Below are 19,182 nucleotides of genomic sequence, written 5' to 3'. Positions count from 1 at the left end.
ACGAGCAATTAAGAAGCCGATCGCTGCTGGTCAATTTGCAGTGGAATATTTTCCCGCACGAGTTGCCAAAAGTGCTTAATTGGGGGAATTTGCAAACGGTCTTGAGTTGTCACCATAACTACTCGACGAGTCAAACTGGAAGCATCTGCTAAACCACTAGTATTATTGCTGGCTAAGGAACGAATCGCCAGGGTAGGGTCAAGACGAGCTTCCAGTAATGCTGATTGAGGTAGCAAAGCTATCAGTTCTCCTTGGCGCACGACTCCCCGAAAGGCATCTAGGGTATTTACCTCTAAAGCCGACTGGAGTGTAGCTTCCATTCGCTCAAATCTATCTTGTATTAAGCGTTGCATCCCATAACCATCTTTAAAAACCACTTGGGGATAACGAATTAGCTCCGACCAAGGAACGAATTCATATTGTGCCAGGGGATGATTAGCTGCGGTTAAAACTTCTATAGGTTCATCGTAAAGTACTTCTACCACCATTTCTCTACTGGTGGTTAAAAAGCGATTATTCATCACAATTGCTAAATCCACTAATCCATCTTTGAGGACTTTCAGAGCGCGATCGCTTCCTAATGAAGTCACTCGCAATTGCACATCTGGATAATCGTGACAAAATTTTTGCAACACTGGTGGTAAGTAAGATCCACAAAGCGAGTGAATCACGGCAATGCAAAGTTCTGGTTGCTTTCCGGCGATTAAATCGGCTAATTCTTCTTTAGCTGTCTGCCATTCTTGGCAAATTTTGCGGATGCGGGGTAGTAAAAGTTCACCTCCCAACGTCAATTTCGCATGACTGGTTCTGTGAAACAGTTCTGTCCCTAAATCTGCTTCTAATGCTTGAATTTGGCGACTAATCGTCGATTGGGTAATACCACACGTTCGCGCTGCTTGTTGAAAGCTGCCGGTTTGGGCGATCGCTAAAAAGGCTTGCAACTGCTCTAGGCGCATTTTTATGTAGCCTGAATTACATTTATCGGTTTCATTAAGTTAACGGATTTTTAACCGTAATTTAGTAGAGTTTGTTACAGGTCTTTTTCTCTGATTTATATTTTAATCGTTCTTTGACGGTCAGATGTAGGGGTTTAGCATTGCTCATTGGTGTCTACTTTTGCCAAAAATAGCGTACTGATTGGGTGTTATTCACCCGCCAGGGATTTACAATCCCTGGCGGACGTGCGGTTTCGCGTTAAGTTGACACCAATGAGCATTGCTAAACCCTTACGACAGACGTGCTTTTTCAAATAATTCATATTTGGTATTTTCTGTCAATGCGTAAGTCCTAGTAAATTTATTTATGAAAAAAAATAAACATATTTTTTCCGAGACGCGCAGCGCAAGGAAAAATACGTCCTTATTAAATCCCCTAAGTTTTTTAAGCTGTTACGCAGCTAAATTTAATAAACAGCATTACCTTTATTTTTAATTTTGCGTTCCCATTTAATAATAAGACCTCCTTCATTTAACAATTTATTTAACAACTCTTCTAGCTGTGATACTGACTCGAACAATCTATGAGCTATATATTCTTTTGCTGAATGCCAAACCAATTCAATCAAATTATAATCTGGACTATAAGGTGGTAGAAATTCCAGGATAATATTTGGCATTTCTGCCTTGATACGAACTAAAATATCTTTTCTTTTATGGAAGCTGGCATTATCTAAGATAATCACTATTTTCGCAGAACATTTATTGAAAGTCTCAATTCTATTTCCTTGCTCTATCCATTCTTGCAATAGAAAATTATTCAAAGATTGAAGCTGCTCATAAAATACATCGGCATTTCCTTTTTTAATCACAAAATTCATTCTCTTCTTGTCGTGATAACGTAACCCTCCCATAATATTTACTCTTCCTCTTCTTCTTTGACCTGTGATTTGTTTCCTTGTACCTTTCTTACCCCAGTTTTTTTCTTCTTATCACTCTTAAACTAAATCCACTCTCATCCCAAAACCATACCTGTAAACGCTCTGGGGCTTCCTTTGTTATTCTTAAGTATTCTGACAATTTTTTCTTTAAATGCCTTACGCATTTCAGGATTCTGTTTGTCCTCTAGGCTGTATTTTGCCCAAAGGTAAACGTACTTTTTTTCGCTCTAATATTCTCCCAACTTGTGAACCACTTAACTTAATTCCTGTTATCTTTTCGAGGTATGTAGCTAGTCTTGCTGCTGTCCAACGACCAAATTCATACCCATACTCTAGTGGCTCTTTTTCAATTATTTCTAATAATAAATCCTCATATTCTTTGGTAACTTTGCGGAAGTTCCCTTCTCTTCTTCCATCTAAAAAACTTTCTAGGTTATCTGGATCGCCGTGAACTGCCCAATATGCTACTGTTGGATATGCAATATCTAAAAACTTACTAATCTCTTGATAAGTTTTTCCATCATTCATTAATAATAAAATCAGAATCTTTTCTCTTACGTAGGGATTTTCATGCTCTTTTAGCGTTTTTAGTAGCCTTTCCTTCTGCTCTTGGGAAAGATGATTTTTTGCTGGCATAGATGGCTGATACTAAATTAATTACTTAATCTAATATTATACAATCTAGCTGCGTAACAGCTTATACCTTTCAAACTGGAGCGGAGTTTCAAAATAAATATTATTTAACTACTTAGCCTGATTGTGTTCAAATCTTTCTAATTGAGAGTAATAACAAGGTGTCCATCAACCCAATCAACAAAATTCATTTTCGCAATTGGCGCGGCGACCTGTTTGGGGGCTTAACTGCTGCCATTGTGGCTCTACCCTTAGCCCTAGCCTTTGGGGTTGCTTCCGGTGCTGGAGCGATCGCTGGACTGTATGGTGCTATCATCGTCGGCTTTTTTGCTGCCCTCTTTGGCGGAACACCAGCCCAAGTTTCTGGGCCTACCGGGCCGATGACTGTTGTCACTACCACCGTGATTGCTACCTTGGTAGCACGTCATCCCGATACGGGGTTAGCAATGGCATTTACTATTGTCATGTTGGGTGGGCTACTGCAAATCCTATTTGGGGTGATGCGCCTGGGACAATACATCACTCTCCTGCCCTACACCGTCATCTCTGGCTTTATGTCAGGAATTGGCGTAATAATCATTTTGCTCCAATTACCCCCCTTGTTGGGTCATGCCGGAGTGGGTGGCGTAGTGACAACCCTACAAAAACTACCCATTTACCTGAGTAATCCCAACTGGGTTGCTGTAGGGCTGGGATTACTAACCTTGCTAATTGTCTTTGCCGTTCCACCCAAGCTGAATCGGATTTTACCGTCCCCCCTATTGGCATTGGTGGCAGTAACAATTATCTCAGTGGTCGTATTTAGAGATGCAAATCTGGCTCGTATTGGTCAGATTCCTAGAGGATTACCCACCTTACGAATGCCCACCTTTAGTATCCGCGAGTTAGCAGATATGCTGCGGTATGGGCTGATGTTAGGGGTGTTGGGGGCGATTGATTCTCTGTTAACCTCTTTGGTAGCTGATAGTATTTCCCGTACTCAGCATGATTCTGACAAGGAGTTGATTGGGCAGGGGATTGGCAACATGTTGGCGGGGCTATTTGGAGGTTTACCTGGCGCAGGAGCCACCATGCGGACGGTGGTGAATGTCCAAGCCGGGGGGAAAACGCCCCTATCCGGGATGATTCATGCTCTGGTACTGCTGTTGGTCGTGTTTTGGGCGGGGCCGTTAACGGCGCAAATTCCCAATGCAGTGTTGGCGGGATTATTGTTGAAGGTAGGTATTGATATTCTCGATTGGGGGTTTATCAAACGTGCGCCCCGTATTTCTTTAAAGGGTACGGGATTGATGTATTTAGTGTTGTTTTTAACCGTATTTGTGGATTTAATTACGGCGGTACTAGTAGGAGCATTTATTGCCAATGTACTGACTATTAAACGCTTAACCGATCTCCAAAGTGATAATATCCAAGTCATTACTGACTCCACTGGGCATCACAATCTCACTCCCGTCGAGCAGGAAATCCTCACCCAAGCCGGAGGGGATATTTTGCTACTGAAATTGGGAGGGCCAATGAGCTTTGGTGCAGCCAAAAGTATCTCCCGCCGGATGTCGTTGGTGCAAGACTATCATGCACTAGTATTAGATTTGAGTGAAGTCCCCAGTATTGGGATCACAGCGGCACTGGCGATTGAATCTATAGTCGAAGATGCGATCGCTCATCATCGCCATGTCTGGATGGTCATCACCCCTGGACAAGTGGAACGGCGGATTACCCAGCTTGAATTGCAGCGATTCTGTAAGCCTCACCACACACAGGATTTGTCTTCTGTCACCTTGTCAGCCCAAATTAGTCAGGTAGAAAGCCGCTTACAGGCATTAAAGTCGGCATTTGACCTAATTCAGTCAAAAAGTCTCGCCTGATAAGTGCAGCAAGGTGAAATTATTGCCCATCTGGGTGGTACTGACTACAGTTTACTATTAGATACATACACCACAAAAATTATTTGATTTGCGGATGAGCACCTTGTCCATCCCAACAGACTAAGGTAGGTGTCGCTATGGTTTGAGTCTGGTAAGCGTTTTTGACACCAACCCAATTACTAGCAATCGGCATTCGCCAACCAGTTCCAAAGGCGCGATCGGTGATTTTTAAGCCGGGGGGTGCTTGTCGCCGTTTAAATTCAGCCCGCGCTACCATTTGGATTACTCGGTCTACGATCACCGGATCGTGACCGGCTGCAACAATTTGTGCTGCTGATTGGTGATTGTGAATCAGCCTTTGCAAAATATCGTCCAAAATTTCATAGGGCGGTAGAGAGTCTTGATCCACTTGACCTGGTTTGAGTTCGGCGCTGGGTGCTTTAGTTAGGACGTTTTGCGGGATGATTTCATTATCGCGATTTAACCAATGGCAAAGTGAATACACACGGGTTTTAGGAACATCTGCAATCACTGCTAACCCGCCATTCATATCGCCGTAGAGAGTACAGTAACCAACTGCCATTTCTGACTTGTTACCGGTAGATAAAAGCAGATAGCCAAATTTATTAGCGATCGCCATTAATAAATTACCCCGAATCCGGGATTGTATATTTTCCTCTGCCAGTCCAAACTCAGTACCCGCAAACAAATCACCTAAAGTTTGATCAAAGCCTTGCATTAACTCGCCAATTGGTAAAAGATTAGTCTTAATCCCCAAATTTTCGGCTAATGCCAAAGCATCACTGATGGAATGCTCCGAACTGTAAGGGGAAGGCATGAGAACACCAAGGACATTTTCTTTACCAAGTGCAGCTGTCGCGATCGCAGCGACTATTGCAGAGTCAATCCCGCCACTTAAACCCAACACTACTTTAGAAAAGCGACACTTGCGAGCGTAATCTCGGGCTCCTAAAACTAAAGCTTGCCAAATTTCTTCATCTTCCGATTCATACATCGGTTCTACAGAACCTAGCTGTAAATCCCGCTGTGTTTCATCAAATTCAACTACTAATAAATCAGTGTCAAACCCATGAGCGCGAGATATAGTTTCACCTTGACGATTCAAAGCAAAACTACGTCCATCAAAAATTAGATCATCATTTCCACCAACCTGATTAGCGTAAATAATTGGTTGTTGAAAACGTACTGCACTATGCCTGAGCATTGTTTCACGAAACTGCTGCTTGCCAACCGTGTAGGGAGAAGCAGATAAATTTACAACCAAATCTACACCCAGAATTGCTAAGTCAGCAATCGGATTCACTGTATAACTACGTTTGCCCCAAAATTCCTCATCATTCCATAAATCTTCGCAAATAGTTACGCCAATATGGATATCATCTAGAGTGAAATAATTAGCTTCCAAACCTGGTTCAAAATAGCGACGTTCATCAAATACATCGTAAGTCGGCAAAAGTCGCTTGTGAAAAATTTGCTTTACTTTGCCATTTTCTAACAAAGCTATGCTGTTAAATAAAGTTTTACCACCACTAATATGTGCTTTGATATTCGGTTCAACAGTTCCTACCAACACAGCTAAATTTGGTGGTAAATCTTGGGCCAAGTTTTGTAAAGTGATGCCCATTGCTTCCACAAAACTAGGATTTAGTAATAAATCTCTTGGTGGATAGCCACATAAAGAAAGTTCCGGTGTCAACAACAAACGCGCACCACTAGATGCTGCGCGTTGTGCCGCCTCTAGAATTTTTTGGGCATTTAAAAGCAAATCACCGATTGTCGGATTAATTTGAGCGATCGCAATTTTCATATTATTTGTCATTAGTCATTGGTCATTTGTCAAGAGTCAAAATAAGTTACTCAGGACTTTGCACTCTGCAAAGTAACGTGAGTTTGACAAGTCTTATTTGACCTCTCCCCCAGCCCCTCTGCGACAGACACGAAGCTACGGTGTACACACAAGTTATCGATACTACCAGTCCTCGAATTACCCCACCCTAACCCTCCCCTTGGAAAGGGGAGGGAACTAGATTTTCTATTTCCCCCCTTGGCAAGGGGGGATTAAGGGGGGTAATTAGACTTGTGTATACACCGTAGCCGACGCAAAGAGGCAAGCAAAAAGCTGAATTAATTTTTCGTTGCTCCTCCCTTTCCGAAACGGAAAGGGAGGCTGGGAGGGAGAGGTTCATCGAACTTACGTTCAAGTGATTGATTAAATAAACACCAAGGGTTTATCTTTTAAGGGGGCAAAGGCTTCCGCGTCAAACTTATACAAACTAGCTGGACGACCAGCACCCCGTGATACCTTAATTCCGGTATCGCATAAAAAACCTAACTTGAGTAGACGCGCCCGAAAATTAGAATAATCAGAAAAGTTATCACCTAAAACTGTGGCGTATAACTGATATAAATCATTCAAAGTAAACATTTCTGGCAAGACTTCAAAAGCCACTGGGCTGTACTCTAATTTATTTCGTAATCGCCTGTGGCCATAGGCCAGAATTTCATTATGGTCAAAAGCTAATTGTGGCACTTGTTTTACTGGATACCAAGCTATGCCAGTCATGCGATCGGCAATTAATTCGGCTTCCTCAAATCGCACTAGGGCAAAGTAACTAACTGATAGATAACGCACGCCATAACTATCAGTTGCTTCCCGTGGATCGCGATTCGGCCCGCCAAAGGTATACAGTTGTTCTAAGTAGAGATTGTTGACCTTAATTTTCTCCGCCATAATGCGATAAGCGGCATCTTCTAAAGACTCTCCTGGACGCACTAAAGTACCGGGAAGACTCCAATGATTTAAAAATGGTTCTTGCTGTCGCATTACTAGTAGAACTAACAGCCGATTTTGGGCAGTATCTACAGAAAAAATTACATTATCAACACCAACCTTGAAATCGGCCAAAGGTTGTTGGTTTAACGGAGTTGGTATCTTTTTTTGTGAACGTCCTGGCATTCGTACAAATGCTCTTGATTAATATAGGCAACTACAGGGGCTGTGAGGGCTTCAGAATCTCCATGTTCGCGGTACGCTGTTGAGGAAACATCTAGACCGATCAGACTAGCGATCGCAATCTTCCCTCCCAGCTTTTGCACTACCTCTGAACTAGATTCATCTATTGCATATCCGGGTCGCGGTACAATCAGTAGTTGCACTTCCTGTAACAAATCTTCAATGCGATACCAACGTGGTAGCTGACTCAGTAAATCTGAACCAATAATCAACGTCAATTCAGCGTCTTCACCCCAAATAAGCTTCGCTTTTTCCACTGTTTCCAGTGTTCTAAAGCTACTCAATTCTTGTTCCAAAGCAATATTGTGCCGTGGCGCGTCTATATCCGCAATCAACAATCGCAACATTGCCGCCCGATGTTCTAAGGGTGTTTGATGGGACTTAAATGGATTATCCGCTGCCCAAACTGCTACCCAATCATAACGCTCAGACAACCAACTCAGAATTTTTTGATGTCCCGCAGTTGGTGGATCGGCACTCGTTCCAAACAAAGCAACTCTCATAGTAATTCGTAGTTCGTAATTAAGACAGACTGAAAGAGTACTTTTACTTATGTGTTCTCTGTGCCTCTGCGGTAGCCTACGGCAAGCCGCTGGTGCGTCTACGTTTCTTAGTTTCTTCAGTCAATACTCGTAACGCCTCAGAAATCTCCACTTCTACAGCCACAGGATGATCCAAAAGCCGTGTTTGTTGTGGCAAACTGGCAACTGAGGCTGCGGTACGTTGACGAATTGTTGCCAAAGACTCTAACGGTTGCACCCGTTGACCTTCCTGCACTACCAATTGCAACAAAGGTTCTTCATCTAGAAGACTTTCACCTAAAAGTCCTAATCTGTCTGCTTTTACCTTACCTCCCGTAAACGAGCGAAAAATCTGCTTGCGCCCTGGATAAGTAACCTTACCACTCGACTCTTTCATCACTGGGATGCCATCAATGTCTACAAGTTTATAAACTCCGTTTACGGGCGAACCTGTAACTAGTCGTGTTCCCAGTCCGTAACCATCAATTTCGGCCCCAGCGGCTTTTAATCTGGCAATTTCCCACTCGTCTAAGTCGCCACTGGCAAAAATTGGCACATCGGGAAGGAGCGATCGCACCTGTTTTGATAAGGTAACTAAATCTCCTGAGTCCAATCTCACTCCTGTTAATTGCATTTCCCCGGAATTTACTTTTTCGGACAAGCGCTGGGCAGCAGCAACGGTATCGTAAGTATCAATCAACAATGGCGCACCCGGAAAATATCGATGAAATGCACTAAAAGCCTGTTCTTCAGTGCCTTCTATTGCTGATAACGCCATCACTAAGGCGTGTGCCATAGTACCACTTGGCTGTTGTCCCAGTTGTAGCGCTGCTAACACATTGGAGGTGGAATCTAACCCACCTGCCAAGGCCGCCCGCGCCGCCCACAAGGAAGCCTGCGGACTAAATGCTCGTCTTGTGCCAAATTCTAAAAGTGTTGCTGATTCCCCCGCTACATCCCTTAACCGTGCTGCTTTTGTGGCAATCAAAGTCTGGTAATTAATCGTATTCAGAAGGTAAGTTTCCACTAATTGCGCTTGCCAAAGGGGTGCTTCCACCCGCAACAGTGGTTGATTGGCAAAGACGGCTGTCCCTTCTGGTACTGCCCAAACATCACCCGTGAACTTTCCCTCAGCTAAAAGTGACCAAAAGCGATCGCCTGCGTGAGTAAAAATTCCCGTTGCCTGTAATGCCGCAATTTGCGCGGAACTAAAGCGGATTTTGGCTAAATATTCCAATGCTTGCGTTAGCCCCATTGCAATTAAATAACCAAAACCCTCTGGCAATCTTCTGACAGACAATTCAAAGCTTGCCCGTCGTTGTTCTATACCTTCACCTGTGTAACAAGCTGCCATTGTCAACTGGTAAAGGTCGGTCAGTAAGCTGTAGTCATCCGCAGACAGGTTTAGTTCCTGGTTCTGCTGGCTTTGCTGTTTATATACATAGTCCAAATCTGGCAAAGTGGTCATGCAAGAGCTTCCTTACAAGATGCTTCTTTTATTTATGGTAATATTTACCATAAATAATGTCAACTCCTGGCAAGTATATTTTCAGAGATTGCCGTATATCAGTAGATTGATAGGCAAATTAATACTAACTTTATAAAGTACTTAACATTTTTTAATAGTAAAAGCTGGCAATAATGTTAATCTCACAGGGCGGCTAATGGAAAGAAACAATATCCTTTAAGAGAAAGTTTGTTTTGCTTCGCTCTTTTCCCGACTGGGGTTGAAGAAATAACTATGTTACAATTAAAATTAGTGAGCAAAGTTTGGTTTTTTCACAAGCTAAAGTATTGCGAAGTTATCTGAATAAACATTGCATATATTCTCAATATATTGAGAATTAGAGCCAGCCTTAAATATCAGTATTAGAGTAGAGGTAGCACAATTAAAGCGACTCAAAAATAAGGAGTCCAAATATTATGGCTATTTCCCAAATCATTGCTAACATCACCCAATATATTTCTGAAGCTGCAATGCGGATTTTTGGCCCTACGGATGATGCTTATCCTGTTATTGGCGTACAACCTTTTACAGGTGAGCCTTATGATAAGCGTACAGCTGATACTTGGTAGGTGCTAATACGGCGTTCAAAAAGAATACAGTAGTCAAAATTCAGAATTCAGACGAGGTTAATTACCGGGGAATTCAGGCAAACCATATAATTGAAAACCACTAAATTGTAGATTGAGCTAGCTACTTAAACCCCTTTATTCAAAAGTAGTGGCGTATTGCAATACGCCACTACTTTAATTCATTCTGCATCCTGGCTACTGATGAATATCTTGCAGTCTCAGTGTATTGTGCAAGTAACCAGTCCAAGACTTTATTTAAATGTTATGTATGCAGGAAAACTGCATTTTTTAGCGATCGCATGACCTAGTGATGACCCGAAGGCGAAAATGGATAAAATCGAGCTTAGGGGAGTTGTCTTTTCTTCGTTTTCAAAACAATACCAAAACCAGCTACCATTAGGGTTCCGAGAATGCTAGCGGGTTCTGGAATAGAAGTTTCATCGATAGGTACTTTGATTCTTAAACTTGCCAAGGTAGCGTTAGTGATGGTCAAGGATGTTACACTGGGCAAACCTGGGATATCAGACTGGAAATCAAAGACTGTGGGAGTTGAACTACCATTGCGATCGCTATATCGCACCCCATATCCACTGACTTCAAAAGTGCCTTGATACTGTTTTCCGGTGTCTGGGTCGATAACAGTACCAGTGTAGAAGGCTTTTGTGAGATTAAATTCATCCTGAACTACTCCTTGAAATGTAGTTCCTGGCAATTGTCCCTGGTAAAGGAAGGCAGTCAACTGACCACCAGAGAGAACCGGCGATGTAAGAACACCATCAAACGAGACAATTGGAATGCCTTTAAAGTCAACAAAGTAATGCAGACTTCCATCAGAGCGTGTTTCTACCTTTAAATAGTCTGACTGGTATACAGGAACATAATTAGGATTATTATTAGTTCCTAAGTTCCGGTAATAAGTTCCAGTGTCATCCGTATCAATACGAGTAGTACTTTGATTGAAATTGGGATTGTTTCTGGGAAGTTCGATAGTTCCTGATAATGTACCAGTGCTTTGAATTGTGATGAATTGAGCAGCAAAAGCACTTGCTCCACTTAAAGCGATTGTCACTGCTGCTAAACAAGTGCTGCTAACAATTGCACAACCTAGTTTAATCCCTGATGAACTTACTTTCATTAACAATTTGCTCCTGGAATTGCCGATGAGAAAACACACCTAATGCGCTGAGATTTCTTTAAAATTTTTCTCAGGCACGATTTATTATTCCCAAACTACTAATGAAAGTTTCATCGACAACAAAAAGCCTTATCAATCGCTATTTTTATTCTTGTGTTTGGGGAGTGTATCGGAGACAATGACCTCATTCCCCAATTTTAATTTCGTTTCCTGATGAGAAGATATTTAAATTGTTCTAAGGTTTAGCCTGAACCAGTTCGTAAATTAACATGAGTTCGATAGGACTAAAAAAGTGCAGGAGGTAGCGCAAGCAAGAGTGAGCTTAAAAGCAAGTAAGTCTCCTTTGTCGTTAATAATCAAATGTAGTTTAAAGCCATAATGCCAACCCACGGAATTTTTACCCCATCCAACTAACCCTTCAAAGACTTTATGGGAATGTGCCCGACAGTTATGACAAACATTTATTGGAGTTGAATCGATAAAGCTAATTCCCGTGATATGCCTGTTAGTATGTGCAAAAAGCTACACAGTAATATTAAGCTCCAAGGCATCAATTCCACAAACCTTGTGTAGCTAACCAGATTGGATAAACCCAACAATCTCTCTTGGCCTGGGTAAAGGTCAAAGAGAAAGGGGGAAAAGTAAATTCAAACCCTTCCTCTTTCCCCCTTAACCGAAAAGTATTGGAAACCGCTATATCATTTTTACTAATGATAAAATACACCAATAATAAGAGAAACAATTATTGGTATTAGGATTGGAATAGCAACTATAAGTCCCCACTTACCAAACTTAATTTCCTCACCCTCAGATTTTAAAAATGCAATCCAACCTACAACTCCCATCAAAATCCAAATACACCCAAAAGCCAGAAATATAACAAATACTGAATCGTCCATTTTTCCAAAATGTTTCTTTTAATTGACGCTAATATCTACAACTAATCTTGCTAAATTCGCACGAAAATTACTATAATCATAAGACTCAATAGTTTTTTGTTGCAAGTACTCTGGTTGATAAATTACTGGGTTAGAGCAATCTCCTTGCAGAATTTTAATTAGATTATGGGCAATTTCTTCTACGTTATCAGGATCAACTAAACATCCCAACTTCCCCTCAGCCAAAGGGTCTATAGAACCATCTTGATTACCCGCCAACACAGGTTTACCACAAGCTAAAGCTTCTAGATAAACAATACCAAATCCTTCCCCTTTACTAGGCAAAGCAAAAACATCGCAGAGATTGTAATGAGCGCATAATTCTTCATCTGGTACAAACCCTGCAATAGTGACACAATCTTGTAGATTTAAACTGGAGACTAAAGCATTAATTCGAGGTAAATCATCCCCTTTACCTACCAGAATAAAATGAACATTAGGGACATAAAAACGGATTTTAACCAAAGCATGAAGTATTTGGTCATAACCCTTGTATTTTGCCATGCGTCCCAATCGCGTTACTGTTAGAATTACAGGCTGCTCATCTGTTAAATTATATCGTTTGAGTAAAAAGGTTGGTTTAGGATTTATTTTAAATTGACTGGCATCAAACGTATTAGGTAAAATGACTACTTTATCTGAGTCAATATTATTAGATTGAAGCAAGCGCTGGCGAGTGTAATTACTAACACTAATAATTTTATCTGCTTTTTGTAATGCTAACTTTGTAGCATTATTTTCAATATCCCAAACTTCTAAGCCATGAGCAACTACCCAGTAAGGAGTCCCAGTCAAAAGTTTTAGAATATAACAAGCAACGGCATAGTTAACATGAGTTGATATGACTATAGTAGGACGTTTAAAAATAGCCAAAACAATTATGTTTATGGCAAACAAAATTGTTTGTAATAATCTTGGGAAAGCTCCAAAATAATGAAATCTTGTTGAAGGTAAAAATTGCAAGTCTTGTGGCTGTCTTGAATTGTGCTTGTCATACTTGAGAAGCACATCATACTCAGCATCAGGATACACATCTTGTAAAGCTTTCAGCAAAAATGTTGAGTAAACTTGGATACCTCCCTTAAAACCAAATATATTCGGAAATATTAAGTTGAAATGACGTTTATCAATTGCGGGTTTTTTGAACATTGTAAATAGTTTGAGGTTTTGATTCAATAACAAAATCTTTTTGAGAATTGATAGCTGCTGCCAGAAAATAAAATTCAATAGTTGTAAAAGTATAGTCTTCAGCAAAAAAGTCTGGCATTTGAGATGCTAAAAACATCATAATTGGAATGATAGTAACAGGATTAGTATATTTAAGATAAGATGCTACTCTTACTAAAAAATTAGTAAATAACAATAATCCAATAACTCCTTGTTCTACCAACACATTTAAAAATATATTATGTGCGTGATAACCTTTAACTCCAAAAACTTTCACTCCTATATGTTCTGCAAAAACTCCTACACCTATACCAGTAATCGGTCTTTTAATAGTTTCAATAATAGCTGCCTGCCAAAGTGAAAACCTTGACAAAGCTGTTCCTACAGGACTAGGAAGCTCTATTTCATTGGTATTGGTTACAAATAAATTAATTAAGGGAAATATTTTACTATCTCCCAAACCAATTCTATATGTAGATACTGGTATGGATACGATACATAAAAGCCATAAGCTCATAATAAAAATCATTTTTCTAATACTGATGATTTTATATATCAATAAAAGAAACATCCCAAAAATCAAAACTAACCAAGCATTTCTGCTAGCAGATAAAGCTAGAGAAATGAGAAAAACGAATTCGCTTATGTACAATTCAAGTTTAGATATATTATTCTGTTTTTCTAAAATTAGGCTCAAACATAATCCAATGGCGACTATTACTCCAAACTGATTAGGATTTTGCATGATTGAACCAATCTGGGGATAATAACTTGGAAATTTTAATAATTCAAAAATCCAGTGATTGGGGAATAAAGCTTCTAAAAAACCAAAAGCTGCAATTACTTGTAGTAAGTATAATATACACCGATAGTAAAATGTTAAATATGAGGCTTTTATATTTCTGAAAGTTAGAACTAAAAAAGCAAAAAATAATATGAAGTAAGTCGTATATTTAATACTATAAAGAATTGCAGTATTGGGAAACTGGCTCATGAATGAGGAGAGCCACATCCACAAATACAGTAGACTGATAGATATCAAAATGATTCTATGCTTTCTTAAAATTTCTGGTATATTTTTGGTAGATAAACTGATTATCCCAAAGCTAAATGCAGGAAGTAATAAATAATGAATGCCAATATTTATTCCCGGAAATTTAATTCGCCCTAGAAGTGAAGAAAATAGTATTAGCAGGAAAAATATATTAATCATAACCTTTTAGTTGTGAATATTTTTTGACAGCAAAAAACCTATATTCAACCCACACTTGCAGGTAGATTGAAAAAGGGATGGTGATATTTTTTAAGCTAAAATCCTGATCACGTAAAGAATATTATCATAAAACAGTCCTCGCTAATACCATCTCTTGAAGCTACGACTTAGCTGAGGTTTTAGCCAAACTAAATAAATATTATGGGATGGAATGCGAAAAAGTGGACACCTATCCCGAATCTTCACTATCAGCACTTTTCAATTAATCATCTGCCAAATCTTGAGAATGTTCTCACCACTGCCACCACCGGCAATAGTTTGTCCATCTGGGCTAATGGCAACAGCATAAATATATCCAGAACCCGTCTCTAAAGTGCGGATTTCCTTTCCTGTGACTGGATTCCAAAATTTGATTGTCTTGTCACTACTGCCACTAATAAGGGTGACACCATCTGAACTTTTGCTTGGCAAAAAAGCAACAGAATTAACCTTATCATTATGTCCCTTTAAAGTGTGGATTAACTTTCCGGTCTTCACATTCCACAATTTAATTGTCTTATCTCTACTGCCACTGGCAAGGGTGACGCCATCGGGAGCAAAAGCGACTGAAAGAATCGACTCTGCATTTCCTTCTAAGGTGCGGATTAACTTTCCTGTCTCCACATTCCACAATTTAATCGTCTTGTCCCAGCTACCGCTAGCGAGGGTTTTGCCATCAGGACTGAAAACTACAGATGGAACACCATTGATATGTCCTTCTAAGGTGCGAATTAACTTTCCTGTCTCTAGCTTCCATAGTTTGATTTTCATGTCCTTACTAGCACTACCACTAGCAAGGGTTTTGCCATCAGGACTAAAAGCGACGGAAGTAATTCCGTCGCTATGTCCCTCCAAAGTTCTGATTAACTTTCCTGTCTCCAAATTCCACAGTTTGATTTTCATGTCCGCACTACCACTGGCGAGGGTTTTGCTATCAGGACTGAAGCCTACAGTCCAAATCCAATTGGAATGTCCTTTTAGGGTGCGGATTTCCTGTCCACTTGCCAGATTCCATAGCTTGATTGTCTTATCATCACTGGCACTACCCAGGGTTGTACCATCAGAACTGAAAGCTACGGAATTCACATCGCTGTAATGTCCCTTGAGGGGTTTGGGTAGAAAATAATTTTCCGAGACGCTTTTGCTTTTTTGGGACTGAATAGGCTCAGAAAGAGGTTCAGGAATAGACGGAGAATATTCGCTTATTGTATGGGGGCGAGTCTGGAAATACCAAACTCCCCCTAATCCCAACGCTAAAATGCTAGAACCTAACAGCAGTTGACTTTTCAGCTTGATATTTATTTTTGATGAAACTGACCCTTTGTTTGCTGCGGTAGCTGTAAATGTTGGTGTAAGTATAGTTGGGGGAACTGATGACAATGGTGATAGCTGAGATGTCAAGTCAGTGATGACTTCATCAGCCGATTGGTAACGCTTTTGGATTTCTAGTTGCAACAGCTTATCCAAAACTTCACCCAACTCTATAGACACAGAAATCTCATTCCTACCTGGGTTAGTCAAATATTGCCGCCAAGACGCAACCCAACCATAACCTTGCTTTATCCACAGTTGAGATGGGCGAACCCCAGTCAGTAGATGAAAACAAGTCGCCCCCAAACTGAATAAATCACTGGCTGGATAAGCTTTTCCATCTTGCATCTGCTCAAGTGCAGTGTAACCGTGTGAGCCAATAACAGTGCCCATTTTAGTTTGCACTGTTGCCGTCAGCACTTTGGAAGCCCCAAAATCAATTAGCACTAATCGCCCATCACTGTGACGGCGAATAATATTCTGTGGCTTGATATCTCGATGAATCACTCCCCGCTGATGGATGAACTTCAGTACCGGCAGTAAATCTAGCAAAAGTTGGCGAATCTCTGTTTCGTTATAGGTTCCCCGCGTTTCACATTCTTTGAGCAAGTTTTGCCCATCGATAAACTGCTGCACCAAAAATAGATAGCTATTTTGCTCAAAATAAGCCAATAAAGTTGGAATTTGCGGGTGTTCTGCCAGTTCTTGAAGTCGGCTAGCTTCTTGTTTAAATAATTCAACGGCCTTTGTTAGTGGCCCAGTTCCCTGAAGTTTTGGTGCGAATTGCTTAACAACACAGCATTCATTGAGTTTGTGTACATCTTTCGCCAGATAGGTTCTACCAAATCCGCCTTCGTCTGACAAAACCTGAGTAGGTCGATAGCGACCTCCCAGTAAGGGTATTAATTCCGCTTTACAACTGTGGCAATAGTTGTTTTTGTCAGGATTTAGGGGTTTTTGGCAATCGGGATTCACACAACAGAGCATACTGGGAATCCATTTCAATTGGGGTATATATTCATTTTAAGTCATGCAGTATAATCTCTCTTGTTAGTAAATATCACTTAGACACCATACAAATCCCCAATTTCCTTACCTCATCAGGTATTGAACAATTTAAATAACTTGGAGAAAGTTGTGCTTGAGCGATGCCTTGTAACGAATTGATGGGCGTCTAATCGAATTGTGCTTGAAATTTATTATTCCGGCAGCATCCGCCTCAGTTTTGCACAAATATATGAGCTAAATTCCGAAAAATAGAAATTTCAGTTTGTAGCTCAGTATATACATACAAAATTGAGATTTACTTTAGAAGTTTCAATTGAGCATATAGTTTTTCTGGCTTAATGGTGACAAAAATTTGGGCTGTATGGTAGATGCACATTAAATTGGTGACGGGCAAAGGCTAAATTTTAGTTTAGTCTTCAAAATAAGTCAGGTTTATTTGCTGGAAAGAAACAGGAAATGGAAAATTAAATAATTCCATCACTTAAAGACAAAAAGTCAGCAAAATTAGGAGTGTAATTATGCTATTAGAAAACAACAAGTATCGTCGCGAATTAAGCCGCATTTTTATTTGTTGCTTGAGTAGTAGTTTTTTGGTCACGAGTCATCTGCTGCCTATCAATGCTTTGGGAAGACCGCAAAATTATCAAGACTTTCTTATTGCTAAATCACCAGATGAGAGACAACCAGAAGCAGTAAAGAAAGGAATTGAGCAAATTCCTGCTTCTCAAGCGTCAATATCTCCAAGACCGAAGACATCTGTTGAGTCACCAGTACAGCAGTCTCCTCGTGTATCGTCTCAGCCAGAAAATTCCCAGCCAACATCCAATAGTTCCAGTGCGAACTCAGGGACACGTCGTCAGGCTAGTTCCAACTCAGGGACACGTCGTCAGGCTAGTTCCAACTCAGGGACACGTCGCCAAGCTAGTTCCAATTCAGGGATACGTCGTCAGGCTAGCTCTAATTCAGGTACACGTCGCCAAGCTAGTGCCAACCGTCCACCAGTTTCTCAACCTGCGACACCTACTTACAAGGAGATTAACTTTGTAGATGTGGCATTGGGTATTCTAAGTAAGGATGACTTTCAATCTCAAGGTAGATATTTTCATTTCTATGAGTTTGAGGGTAGAGAAAATCAATTAGTCCAAATTCGGCTGATTGGCAGTAATGACACACGCAGAACAAATAACTTGAGTTTAAATCCTTTGTTGTTTTTGCACGATCCTGATAATAATATCATCGTCAAAAAAGGCACTTCGGATAAAAATGGTGGTGGCGATGATGCATTCATTTTTGCACGACTGCCTGTCACCGGCACATATAAGATTGCAGTTACTAGCCGAGATTCCGGTGAGATAGGTCGCTATAGTTTGGCTCTGAGGAATGATAGAGCTAGTTATACTTTGGATGAAGCAGGTCAATTAACTGCTAAAAGCTCAACTCTAAAACAAAATGGCGGCGCTTATAATATTTCCAATTTTCAAGGGAGAAAAAATCAGCTTGTTAGTATTCGTGTAGATAGTGTTGATGAAGAGTTTTCTCCTTATGTAGCTTTGCTAAATTCTCAAGGACAGACGATCGCTATCGATAAAGACAAAGACAAAAATGGTGTGTACACTGGTTTAATTGACCGAGCTAGGTTGCCTGAAGATGATACTTACTATATAGTTGTAACTTCCAAGAATCCACAGGAACGTGGTAAATATAGATTGACTATTTTTTAAGAGGTTGTTTATTTAACATAGCCTGGGCGATTAGAAATCGCGGCTATACAGACAAAACCCACCTCCGTGGGTTGAAAATCTTTGATTTTGTGTTAATCCGCACAAGCGGACTTTGCCTGTGTAGTAGCAAATTATATTCCAATACGCTTGGGTTAAGGGCTAATTGTACAAAATTGTAGGTTTTCGAGACGCGATAAATCGCCCTCTCTACAAGTGTTTTGGTCTTATCTGAACTGTATTGAATTATATTCGCTCAAAACTTTTAAAACATCCTCTAAGAGGATGTTTTAAAAGTAGTAATCTGTAATTTTAGGCACTTGTTGCTCCCCCCTACCGTGTATACACAAGTCCACCCAGAGCGAGTTTCCAACCAAGAAAGATAGAATCAAATTGTCTTAAACCATGAACAAGAGTCATAGAAGAGGACAAGGGGCAGGGGGCAAGGGGCATTATGAAGAAGGGTAAAGGGGAAGGGAAAAGGGGGAAAGGGTTTGTTTCTTTATCCTTTACCCTTTACCCTTTACCCTTTAACCTCGTCTCCCTCATCTCCCTTGCTCCCCTGCCTCTTCGGTCAAGTTGACAAATGAATCAATAGGTGGATTGCAAATTCTGAGTTTAAAATGCTTAACCGAATAGTATTGGAAT

13 protein-coding genes and 2 pseudogenes are annotated in these 19,182 nt (G+C 40.5%); 3 read left to right on the top strand and 12 right to left on the bottom strand.

From position 1 onward, the window contains the following. Positions 1 to 8: 8 nt before the first annotated feature. Positions 9 to 956, bottom strand: coding sequence for a LysR family transcriptional regulator (locus HUN01_RS04170; protein ID WP_181930212.1), 948 nt, complete (start codon positions 954 to 956; stop codon positions 9 to 11). Between the two features lie 446 nt (positions 957 to 1,402). Beyond that, positions 1,403 to 2,512 (bottom strand): annotated as a pseudogene (locus HUN01_RS04165) (IS630 family transposase). A gap of 164 nt (positions 2,513 to 2,676) precedes the next feature. Here HUN01_RS04165 and HUN01_RS04160 point away from each other — a divergent pair. Continuing rightward, positions 2,677 to 4,374 carry a SulP family inorganic anion transporter gene (locus HUN01_RS04160; protein ID WP_203219543.1) on the top strand — a complete coding sequence of 566 codons (1,698 nt, stop codon included), beginning with the start codon at positions 2,677 to 2,679 and terminating at the stop codon, positions 4,372 to 4,374. A gap of 79 nt (positions 4,375 to 4,453) precedes the next feature. On the opposite strand, the gene HUN01_RS04155 is transcribed toward HUN01_RS04160, so the two are convergent. The 4 genes from HUN01_RS04155 to HUN01_RS04140 all read right to left on the bottom strand — a co-directional run bounded on the left by HUN01_RS04155 (position 4,454) and on the right by HUN01_RS04140 (position 9,397). Beyond that, positions 4,454 to 6,202 carry an NAD+ synthase gene (locus HUN01_RS04155; protein ID WP_181932550.1) on the bottom strand — a complete coding sequence of 583 codons (1,749 nt, stop codon included), beginning with the start codon at positions 6,200 to 6,202 and terminating at the stop codon, positions 4,454 to 4,456. Between the two features lie 402 nt (positions 6,203 to 6,604). Continuing rightward, positions 6,605 to 7,351: an NUDIX hydrolase gene (locus HUN01_RS04150; RefSeq protein WP_069070045.1), complete on the bottom strand. Its 747-nt coding sequence runs from the start codon at positions 7,349 to 7,351 to the stop codon at positions 6,605 to 6,607. Then, positions 7,312 to 7,911, bottom strand: a complete 600-nt coding sequence (locus HUN01_RS04145; protein WP_181930210.1) for a nicotinate-nucleotide adenylyltransferase — start codon at positions 7,909 to 7,911, stop codon at positions 7,312 to 7,314. The genes HUN01_RS04150 and HUN01_RS04145 overlap by 40 nt, the downstream gene beginning before the upstream one ends. A 76-nt stretch (positions 7,912 to 7,987) precedes the next feature. Beyond that, the gene (locus HUN01_RS04140) at positions 7,988 to 9,397 is read right to left on the bottom strand and encodes a nicotinate phosphoribosyltransferase (RefSeq protein ID WP_181930209.1); all 1,410 of its coding nucleotides are present in this window, start codon (positions 9,395 to 9,397) and stop codon (positions 7,988 to 7,990) included. A gap of 455 nt (positions 9,398 to 9,852) precedes the next feature. Here HUN01_RS04140 and HUN01_RS04135 point away from each other — a divergent pair, with 455 nt between their 5' ends. Further along, positions 9,853 to 10,005, top strand: a complete 153-nt coding sequence (locus HUN01_RS04135; RefSeq protein ID WP_069070042.1) for a nicotinate phosphoribosyltransferase — start codon at positions 9,853 to 9,855, stop codon at positions 10,003 to 10,005. Positions 10,006 to 10,348: 343 nt separating this feature from the next. Here the strand turns inward: HUN01_RS04135 and HUN01_RS04130 are convergent, their stop codons facing one another. The 6 genes and pseudogenes from HUN01_RS04130 to HUN01_RS04105 all read right to left on the bottom strand — a co-directional run bounded on the left by HUN01_RS04130 (position 10,349) and on the right by HUN01_RS04105 (position 16,795). Continuing rightward, positions 10,349 to 11,140 carry a PEP-CTERM sorting domain-containing protein gene (locus HUN01_RS04130; RefSeq protein WP_181930208.1) on the bottom strand — a complete coding sequence of 264 codons (792 nt, stop codon included), beginning with the start codon at positions 11,138 to 11,140 and terminating at the stop codon, positions 10,349 to 10,351. Between the two features lie 315 nt (positions 11,141 to 11,455). After that, positions 11,456 to 11,724, bottom strand: a pseudogene (locus HUN01_RS04125) (transposase); the annotation flags it as partial. A 123-nt stretch (positions 11,725 to 11,847) separates the two neighbouring features. Then, positions 11,848 to 12,039 carry a hypothetical protein gene (locus tag HUN01_RS04120; RefSeq protein ID WP_181930207.1) on the bottom strand — a complete coding sequence of 64 codons (192 nt, stop codon included), beginning with the start codon at positions 12,037 to 12,039 and terminating at the stop codon, positions 11,848 to 11,850. Positions 12,040 to 12,057: 18 nt separating this feature from the next. Beyond that, on the bottom strand, positions 12,058 to 13,227 hold the full coding sequence (locus tag HUN01_RS04115) for a glycosyltransferase family 4 protein (RefSeq protein ID WP_181930206.1): 1,170 nt from the start codon (positions 13,225 to 13,227) through the stop codon (positions 12,058 to 12,060). Next, positions 13,205 to 14,458, bottom strand: a complete 1,254-nt coding sequence (locus HUN01_RS04110; protein ID WP_181930205.1) for an O-antigen ligase family protein — start codon at positions 14,456 to 14,458, stop codon at positions 13,205 to 13,207. The genes HUN01_RS04115 and HUN01_RS04110 overlap by 23 nt, the downstream gene beginning before the upstream one ends. Positions 14,459 to 14,716: 258 nt before the next feature. After that, a complete protein-coding gene (locus HUN01_RS04105; RefSeq protein WP_181930204.1) occupies positions 14,717 to 16,795 on the bottom strand; it encodes a serine/threonine-protein kinase in 2,079 nt (692 codons plus the stop codon). Between the two features lie 539 nt (positions 16,796 to 17,334). Between HUN01_RS04105 and HUN01_RS04100 the strand changes: the two genes are divergently transcribed. Further along, a complete protein-coding gene (locus tag HUN01_RS04100; protein ID WP_181930203.1) occupies positions 17,335 to 18,537 on the top strand; it encodes a pre-peptidase C-terminal domain-containing protein in 1,203 nt (400 codons plus the stop codon). The last annotated feature ends 645 nt before the right edge of the window (positions 18,538 to 19,182 follow it).

Origin of the sequence: Nostoc edaphicum CCNP1411 (assembly GCF_014023275.1) — a bacterium.
Classification (GTDB): domain Bacteria; phylum Cyanobacteriota; class Cyanobacteriia; order Cyanobacteriales; family Nostocaceae; genus Nostoc; species Nostoc edaphicum_A.
This window is presented reverse-complemented; position numbering and strand designations above follow the sequence as displayed.